The organism is Faecalibacterium sp. An192, from assembly GCF_002160175.1.
Lineage (GTDB): Bacteria > Bacillota > Clostridia > Oscillospirales > Ruminococcaceae > Faecalibacterium.
In genome coordinates this window covers 1-5,147 of sequence record NZ_NFKB01000094.1, presented here as the reverse complement: position 1 = coordinate 5,147, position 5,147 = coordinate 1, and the positions used below count along the sequence as shown (strand labels likewise).

The following is a 5,147-nucleotide window of genomic DNA, read 5'->3' as shown; positions in this document are numbered from 1 at the left end:
AGCGCGAGAGGATTCGACAGTTGGAAAACGTCCTGACAGAAAACGGTATTCCTGTTCCTGAAGAAAGTTGACCTGGGCTCTGCTGGCCGGTTTGGCTGGCAGAGCTTTTGTATGTAAGGTACAAGGATGTCGCTTTAGGGCGGTGAGGTGTCGCTGGCTCTCCGGCAGGGTGTCGCTAAAACTCCGTGCAGGTGTCGCTCAGCGTCCGATTTTTGCAATAAACTGCGAAATTTATAAAAAGGACTGACGGCATACTCGACGAGAGCAGCCGGCCTACAGATTTTGCCAGCGCGGCAGAAAAAGAAGAAAACAGGGCTGCTTTCTGGACATGAAATGTGCAGAAAAGCAACCCTGTTCTTTTTGAAACCATTTGGCTCTGGACAACGGAAGGATAAAGGGATCTTTGTGGAACCAGTTGAGACGCGGATATCGTTTGAAAAGGAACCGGTCGTATGCAATGCCAATTCTTTGAAAGAATATTGGCTTAACCGGGAGGAGCTGCTGAAGAAACAACATCGGTATCAGATTGTGCGGCGGATACAGGATGTTTTCTTTTCTTCTGTGGCTCTGGTTGTCCTGGCAATTCCAATGCTGATTGTGGCCCTGGTGATCTGGATGGACAATCCGGGAGCCAGTCCTGTTTTCTCGCAGAATCGGGTAGGCCGGGATGGAAAAATTTTCAAATTTTATAAGTTTCGCTCCATGGTACCTGATGCAGAAGAAAAGCTGCATGAAGTGCTGGGGCAGAATGAAATGGACGGCCCCGTTTTTAAGATCAAGAATGACCCCCGGATCACCCGGGTGGGCCGTTTGATCCGCAAAACCGGCATCGACGAACTGCCGCAGCTCATCAACATTATAAAAGGGGATATGAGCATTGTGGGGCCGCGGCCGCCGCTGCCTCGTGAGGTTGCCGCGTACACCGACTACGAAAAACAGCGGCTTTATGTGAAGCCAGGACTTACCTGTTACTGGCAGATTCAGCCCAACCGCAATGAACTGACATTTGATCAGTGGATGAACCTGGACCTCAAATACATACAGGAGCGTAACTTCTGGCTGGACTGGAAATTAATTTTTCTGACGGTTGTTGCAGTTCTCAAAATGTATGGGGAGTAAAGCGCTGACAAAGACCTTGTGATCGTTGCCGGTATGAGCTCTTCGGCGGATTTCGATTTTGCACGGTGATATGTATGGAATCTTTCCGGAAGCCTGCCCTTTTCACCTGAAAGCTGAGTTGGGAAAGTGCGCCGTATAGTATGGCTTTTCAGCCATCTATCAATCCGTGAAGCAGAAAACACGCGCACGCAAGGCATGGGAACCAGGTTGTTTTGATGGAATATTCCTCATGCGGACAATCACAATTTTCTCTTCAGCCAGGCGATCAGAATTCCGCAATAGGGTGTTTTGGGGCCGCTCTGTGCCTGATAATGTGCAAGAAGCCTTTGAAGATAGTCTTTTGATACGGTTTTCCCCGGATAGTGTCGGTTGATTTCTCGCTGCAAAGTCTGCAATGCGGCTAAACGACAGCCTTTCAAATAGTTCAAATTCAAACGTCTATTCAGATCTTCATCTACATCAGGATCTTCTGAGAAAATGGTGCCATCGGACCGGTAGGCGATGGAAGATAATGTGCTGCCATGAAAAACGTCCACTTTTTTCATGGATTGTTCTTCCAGCGGCAGACTGCCTCTCCGCGCATCACACGTTTTATCGTTGATGGACCCGGCATCCCGATTGCCCCAGCAGACGGCCAGCATATTCCGGTAATTGAGCCGTTCGGATTCATTGGAAGAGGCTTGAGGGATACAGTGTTCAATGGTTGCCCGATGCTTTCCGTAACCTGATTCAATGCGCTTCATACAATAGGCGCAAATATAGCCTTGTTCAGAAAGGAGACTTTCAATAATTTCCTGCTTCAGCACAGAAGGCATGGCAGCATAAGTTGCATGAGGAGTCAGCCGATACTGTAACAAACCTTTGGGTTCAGGACCCTTTTTGACTTCAATCATTGGCTATACCTCAAAGCTGTTCAAGATCAAGCTGTACCCGCATAGAGGTAAGCTCAGGGTCTTCGCCCAGATCGTTTTCCAGCGAACGAAGGATTTCTTCGGCTTCAGGGTACGCTTTCTGGTCAAGTGCAGCATAGAAAGATTCAAAGCGATTCATGACATCCAGCGGTCGCTCTTTTACCCGCATAATGGTGCGAAGCACACCGTTGGCATCTTTTCCGTAAGTTTCTGCCGGGGCTTGAATGGCTCGATGGTTTTCAAGCACAACAACATGTTCACGGGATACAGAGTTGATGACCTCTGGCGCATGAGTGGTCACGATGAATTGGACTTTTGGGAAGATGGAAGTCAGATCTTTCAGGATGTGCTGCTGCCAGGCAGGATGAAGATGCAGATCTGCTTCGTCAACCAAGACGATTCCGCTGGTTTCCGACAGAACTTTATCCAGAAGCTGTGGATTCAAAATGGCCATACGATATGCAATATCTGCTACAAGGCTGATGGTGCTTTTATAGCCGTCGCTCAGCTGGTTGATGCCAATACGCATCCGTTCACCATTTTCATCGGTGTAGGAAACATCCAATTCATTGGTACTAATGTTATATTGGATTTTGGCATCATCACGTCCGGTGATCTGGTTATAGCATTGCTCCATGGCAGAATAGACAGCCGATAATTCAGGAACTGCACCAAGACCATTTTCCTGGTTCTGGTACTTTTGGACAGTCATTTTGGCAAACCAATTCATCATCAGCTTGATATTGGAGGTGCCGTCCAGACTGTTGACATAGCCGTTGGTGCGTGTATTTGTCCCAAATAAATCGGACTGCTTTTCGCGATGGTAATCCCAAAGTCTTCCGGTTCCGTAATAGGCAAGAATGGGCAGAATGAGGGAAGAATCACCCTTCTGAAGCCGTTCCTGATAGGAAGTAGCAATGGAAATCAGGGCATTTGCGTCTCGAATTGTAGTCTGTCCTTTCGCGGTGTTCAAACTGCGAGACCATTCTACTGTTGCGTGGTCAATCTCGGCAGAGGCAGACACTTTGACCGGATATTGAGCCTGAACATCGCTGGTGCTTCCCATTTTGTAAGCTTTCAGATGAGCTTGAGATTTTGCGATGGAGATGCTTTTGAGACCGTCAAAAGGGGAGAACATTGTACTAACAGCAATCGCTGCACCTTCAAGTACAGTGGTTTTACCCACGCCATTGGCGCCGACGATGACAGTTAGATGAGGATGAAAGTTAATATCCAGCGTCTCAAAACATTTAAAGTTCTCCAGATGAAGACAGTTCAGATACATCAAAGTATCCTCCTCATAACAGTCTGTATGGTGTTCTCTTGGACGATTTGAGGGTTTCCAATTTTTCTATATTGTACCATGCAGAATGTAGCGGTACAAGCGAATTTTGTGTCAAAGCAACTGTCCCGGCGGATAGGGACAAAAAATACGCCAAAGATATGGCTACTCAACACAAAAAGCAAAGTGGGAAAGGTTGGGATACTTTTTTAGGAATCGGCTGTGCAGACTATAGTAGTGGGTCATATCGTATCCCATGTGATAGAGTGCAAGGAGCTTGACAAGGACCATGTGGAGATGGCGTTTGGTCATCGCAGCAATCTGCTGCACATCGTATCCTAGTTTGGTGAGGTGGTAAACTTCTTCGCTGTCAAGCATCAGATGAGAAGAAAACGCATTGGCCTCATATTCAACCAGATGTGCCGGCGAAATGAAATTCATCGAATGGGAGACCTTATCGGGGAAAAGATAGGTTTCAGCATAGCGGCTCAGTGCATAGCCGCATACCATCTGCTTGGTCTGCCTGTCCAGCGCAACATTGATAACGACCTGGTACAAATCCCATTTGAACGTAAAAAACCCGGAAATCGCGTCAAAGGGCATCTCTGTTATGTTCATCCCGACAGTCTTTGCAATGGTGCGCAGGTCTCTCGAACCGGCACTCTGGACAAGCTCATTTGCTTTCTGGTGAAGAAAAATAGAATCCATAATAAACCCCTCTTGACCATGGAGCAGAAAGCAAAGAAAACCTAGTTGTTTTCCCCGGACATTCTTTCCTGCTCTCGTTTTTGTTCACGGTATTGAAAATAGGCACGATGCATCATATACATAATGCTGTCCATATCTTCAGCAGACAGTTCTCCTGTGGCGAAAAGTTCAGATAATTCCATTGCGAGCTGTTTTGCATCTTCTCTGCCGCTTTCACCGTAGGCATCAGCAGCATGATCCTCAAAAGAAGATTCTTCGTAAAAGTAGTGGACAGGAACCTGGAAGATCTCAGACAGCTTTTTGTAAGTACTGCGATCCCGGGGATATCGTCCGTCGCGTTCATAACCGATTATGGTGCGGGGATGTACACCCAGCAGCTTGGCAAGATCAGCCTGTGTCAGTCCGACTTGTTTCCGCAATTTATGTATTTTTTCGCCAAAATTCATTCTAGTGTAACCTTTCTGCAATCCGATCGCACCATGCAATATGCAAAGTAATTGCATATAAATTTGAGTCAAAAGCGATAAAATTGAATAAACAACTTGACAGATGCTACCCTGTTGCATATAATAGTGCTACAATTTACCACTTTACTCCATTATACAGGATTGCTTTAGAGTATGCAAGGGTGAAAGTGTTTGGTTGTATGAAATGGCGTAAAAATTTAGAAATATTATACCATATTGATGAAGAATAATTTGTCAAAATATGGGGGAGGAAAAATAATTTACAGGAGGCATAGATGAAAGCAAATAAAGAGACTTGGTCAGCTGTTTCGATGCACTGTCCAAATTGCGGCAAAGAGTCACAGGCGCATAGATCTGCCAACGGGACGATTAAAAGCGCTTGTAGCGTCTGTTCTACGGTTGTGGTAAGAAGAAAAATGAGCCGCCGCCATACTCGCCTTGACCTCTATGTTTCTGGGGATGAGGTGGAATAAAAATCTGCATACTATCAAAATTAAATACGGTATGCCGACGGAATGGTTGAGATGAAACAGGCTGCGTAAATCCATCTCCAGGTCACATACTTTGACAGAACCGGTGTGTTAAACCAGACATTACATGAGAGGCCACCGGCGAGGAAGGGTTTCTGTTGCAGAACAGAGGCTCTGCCTTGCCGGGGCC

General features: G+C 46.4%; 6 protein-coding genes. 2 read left to right on the top strand and 4 right to left on the bottom strand.

What is annotated here, in order from left to right; genetic code table 11:
• The first annotated feature begins 282 nt into the window (after window positions 1-282).
• Window positions 283-1,119, top strand: a complete 837-nt coding sequence (locus tag B5F27_RS15670) for a sugar transferase (RefSeq protein ID WP_343214655.1) — start codon at window positions 283-285, stop codon at window positions 1,117-1,119.
• A gap of 239 nt (window positions 1,120-1,358) precedes the next feature.
• Here B5F27_RS15670 and B5F27_RS16665 read toward each other — a convergent pair whose 3' ends face one another.
• From B5F27_RS16665 to B5F27_RS15655, 4 genes are all read right to left on the bottom strand, one after another.
• A complete protein-coding gene (locus B5F27_RS16665; protein ID WP_144066562.1) occupies window positions 1,359-2,012 on the bottom strand; it encodes a hypothetical protein in 654 nt (217 codons plus the stop codon).
• A 10-nt stretch (window positions 2,013-2,022) separates the two neighbouring features.
• A complete protein-coding gene (locus B5F27_RS15665; RefSeq protein WP_087368992.1) occupies window positions 2,023-3,315 on the bottom strand; it encodes an AAA family ATPase in 1,293 nt (430 codons plus the stop codon).
• A gap of 162 nt (window positions 3,316-3,477) precedes the next feature.
• Window positions 3,478-4,020 (bottom strand): hypothetical protein, encoded by a 543-nt coding sequence (locus B5F27_RS15660; protein WP_087368991.1) that lies wholly within the window; start codon window positions 4,018-4,020, stop codon window positions 3,478-3,480.
• A gap of 41 nt (window positions 4,021-4,061) precedes the next feature.
• Window positions 4,062-4,466: a helix-turn-helix transcriptional regulator gene (locus tag B5F27_RS15655; protein ID WP_158098273.1), complete on the bottom strand. Its 405-nt coding sequence runs from the start codon at window positions 4,464-4,466 to the stop codon at window positions 4,062-4,064.
• A gap of 296 nt (window positions 4,467-4,762) precedes the next feature.
• Between B5F27_RS15655 and B5F27_RS15650 the strand changes: the two genes are divergently transcribed.
• Window positions 4,763-4,960 (top strand): hypothetical protein, encoded by a 198-nt coding sequence (locus tag B5F27_RS15650; RefSeq protein ID WP_087368989.1) that lies wholly within the window; start codon window positions 4,763-4,765, stop codon window positions 4,958-4,960.
• Window positions 4,961-5,147 lie beyond the last annotated feature (187 nt).